General features: G+C 70.8%; 3 protein-coding genes. All 3 read left to right on the forward strand.

Going from position 1 to position 3,343, the window contains the following annotated elements; translation table 11 throughout:
- On the forward strand, positions 1–256 hold a 256-nt coding region (locus FNQ90_RS16885; RefSeq protein WP_323380018.1), incomplete at its 5' end, for a helix-turn-helix domain-containing protein.
- Between the two features lie 61 nt (positions 257–317).
- Entirely contained in the window at positions 318–1,415 is a 1,098-nt protein-coding gene (locus FNQ90_RS16890; protein ID WP_182607146.1) for a carboxylate-amine ligase, read from the forward strand.
- Between the two features lie 229 nt (positions 1,416–1,644).
- The gene (locus tag FNQ90_RS16895) at positions 1,645–3,339 is read left to right on the forward strand and encodes a BCCT family transporter (RefSeq protein WP_228471323.1); all 1,695 of its coding nucleotides are present in this window, start codon (positions 1,645–1,647) and stop codon (positions 3,337–3,339) included.
- Positions 3,340–3,343 lie beyond the last annotated feature (4 nt).

The following is a 3,343-nucleotide window of genomic DNA, read 5'->3' on the forward strand; positions in this document are numbered from 1 at the left end:
CTCTCCCCGCTCCGCCCCGACGCTGCTCATCGGCGGCACCGGCGAGACCGGCCGTCGGGTGGCGGACCTGCTCCGGCGGCCGGGGTGCACCCTGGAGGGGGCGGCCCGGAAGGTCGGGTACGGCAGCGCCTTCGCGCTGAGCGCGGCGTTCAAACGGGTGCGCGGGGTCAGTCCGCGCGAGTACCGCGACGGTGCGCGGTCCCTCCTCCCACCTCCCTCCACCGGGGTGCCGCACACCGTCGTCCTCGACGGATGAGGGTGCGCCCGGGGCTCCCACCGGCGGGATTGCGCGGGAGGCGCCGGGGTATCCGCTGTCCATGATGACGCTGGGTGTCGAAGAGGAATATCTGCTGGTCGATCCGGTGACCGGGCTGCCGGTGCCGGAGGCGGAGCGGACCCGTGCCGCCATCGGCGGGGTTCCCACCGCCGGCGGTGACGAGGTGCAGTTGGAACTGCTGCAGGTGCAGGTGGAGATCGCGACACCGGTGTGCGTCGGACTCGAGGAGGTCGCCGACCACCTGAGGCGGTTGCGGGGGTCCCTGGACCAGGCCGCGCGCAGCGCGGGCTGCCGGATCGCGGCCTGCGGATCGGCGCCGTTCATCGGCACGGATCCGGTACCGGTGACCGACCGTCCCCGGTACCGGATGCTCTCCCGTGAGGCCCGGCAGTTGGTGGACGAACAATTGATCAACGGCATGCACTGCCACGTGGCGGTGCCCGACCGTGCCGCCGGTGTGGCGGTGCTCAACCGGTTGCGTCCCTGGTTGCCGGTGCTCGGCGCGATGGGTGCCAATTCCCCGATGTGGGAGGGACGGGACACCGGATTCGCCGACTGGCGCACGGTCGTCTTCGACCGCTGGCCGGTCAGTGGTCTGCCGCCCCGCTTCGTCGACGCGGAGGATTACGAGCGTCGGGTGGACGCCCTGCTGGCCACCGGTGTGATCACCGACCGGGGGCAGCTGTACTGGCGGGCCAGGCTCTCGGAGAACTACCCCACGGTCGAGGTGCGCGCCCTGGACACCCAACTGGAGGTGGAGGACGCGGTCGTCCTCGCCGGTGTCGTCCGGGCGCTGGCGATCACCGCCCTGGAGGAGGAGAAGGCGGGGACACCGTTGCCGGACATCCCCGCCGAACTGCTGGGGGTCGCCGATTGGCACGCCGCCCGGCACGGTCTGGGCGGGACCCTGGTCGACCCCTTCGCCGGGCGGGCCCGGCCCGCCGCGGACGTGGTGGGACAACTGTTGGAGCACATCGGTCCCGCGCTCGCCCGATCGGGGGACGAGGAGCGGGTCACCTCCGGCGTGGAACGGATCCTGCGCGAGGGCACCGGTGCCGAACGCCAGCGCCGGGCCGTACGGGAGGGAGGCCCCGAGGCGCTGGTCCGCCTGCTCGTCGAGCGGACCGCGGCGCCGTGAGGCGGTGTGGCGGGGTGGGAACCGACCTCTGTCGGGTTCCCACCCCACCCCACCGCCTTCCGGTCTTCCGCCCCGGACTTCAGGACCTCCGAAGCCGTCCCGGAGTCACTCCCCGGTCGCCGACCCCGAGGTTCCGTTCGGGTGGCTCACCGGCGTGGCTCCCCTCGGGCCACCCCGCCCTCGTCGATGGTCGGGGGAAGCCGCGTCCAGCCATCGGGGAGTGAGCCGGTTGACCGCGTTCCTGGACCGTCTCGGTCGTCGCCTGGGGTTGCGGACCGACACCGTGATCTTCTTCGTCTCGGCCGGTCTCACCGTGGCCTTCGTGACCGTCGCGATCGCCGCCACCGAAACCGTGGACCGGGTCTTCAGCCGCCTCTCCGGGTGGATCCTGCACCACCTGGGGTGGCTCTACATCCTGGGCGTGACCACGTTCCTGCTCTTCCTGGTGTGGATCGCCCTCAGTCGGTGGGGACACGTCCGACTGGGTGGACACGACGCCCGCCCGGAGTACGGCAACCGTGCCTGGTTCGCGATGCTGTTCGCCGCGGGTATCGGCACCATCCTGATGTTCTGGGGCGTGGCCGAACCGATCAGTCACTGGGCCGAGCCGCCGCGCGCCGACGTGGAGCCCCGCTCGGAGGAGGCCGCCGAACTGGCGATGGCCTTCTCCTTCTACCACTTCGGCCTGCACACCTGGTCGATCTTCTGCCTGCCGGCTCTCGCCTTCGCCTACTTCGTCCACCAGCGTCGCCTGCCGTTCCGGCTCAGCTCGGTGCTCCAGCCGATCCTGGGGGACCGGATCCACGGTCCCCTGGGACGGGTGGTCGACATCACGGCCGTGTTGGGCACCCTCTTCGGCGTCGCCGTCTCCATCGGTCTGGGCACCCTGCAGATCAACAGCGGTCTGGCGCAACTGTTCGGCATCGAGGAGAGCCAGCCGGTTCAGGTGCTGTTGATCACCGTGGTCACGATCATCGCCACCATCTCGGTGGCGCTCGGCCTGGACCGCGGCATCAAGCGCCTCTCCACCCTGAACATCGGCATGGCGGTCGGCCTGCTGACCTTCGTCTTCCTCACCGGGGCCACCGTCTTCCTGGCACGCGGCATCATCGAGATGCTCGGCGTCTACCTCGGCTCGCTGGTGCCCCTGGCGTTCTGGAACGACACCTTCGCCAACACCGGCTGGCAGGGGCAGTGGACGGTCTTCTACTGGGCGTGGACCATCACCTGGTCCCCCTTCGTGGGGATGTTCATCGCGCGCATCTCCCGCGGCCGGACGATCCGGGAGTTCGTGCTGGGTGTACTGGCCCTGCCCACGGCCTTCACCATCGTCTGGTTCAGCGTCTTCGGGCTCTCGGCGATCGACATCGAGCGGGAGGGCGACACCGGCCTGGTGGAGGCGGTGGTGGTGCAGGGGGACGTGTCCCGGGCGCTCTTCGTCTTCCTGGAGAACTATCCGCTGGCGACCGTCGTCTCGGGGGTGTCGGTCCTCATCGTCGTCATCTTCTTCACCACCTCCTCGGACTCGGCCTCCCTGGTGGTGGACACCCTGTGCTCGGGGGACCGGGAGGAGCCCGGGCCGGTGCGACAGCGGGTCTTCTGGGCGATCACGGAGGGGGTGGTGGCCGGGACCCTCATCGCGGCCACCGGCAAGTCCGGCCTCGACGCCCTGGCCGAGGTGATCACCGTGCTCGGGTTGCCGTTCTTCCTGCTCGCCTTCCTCATGATGATCTCGCTGGTGCGGGCGCTGAACACGGATTACCCGGAGTTGCGACGTCCACAGCTGCCCCGCAGCATCCGCCGGATGCCCCGTTCGGCCCAACGGGCCCGCCCGACACCGGGCGGGCCCGTGCCCGGGCCGGGTCCGGGGCCGGAGGACACCCCCGGAGCCCCGCCCGGTGAGCGACCGGTCGGGGACACCTGAGGCC

The sequence above is a fragment of the Streptomyces alkaliphilus genome, from assembly GCF_014141535.1.
Classification (GTDB): domain Bacteria; phylum Actinomycetota; class Actinomycetes; order Streptomycetales; family Streptomycetaceae; genus Streptomyces; species Streptomyces alkaliphilus.

Bases quoted from the DNA above. Each gene is read 5' to 3' on its own strand.
- FNQ90_RS16890 (WP_182607146.1), top strand. From the start codon at position 318: ATGATGACGCTGGGTGTCGAAGAGGAATATCTGCTGGTCGATCCGGTG.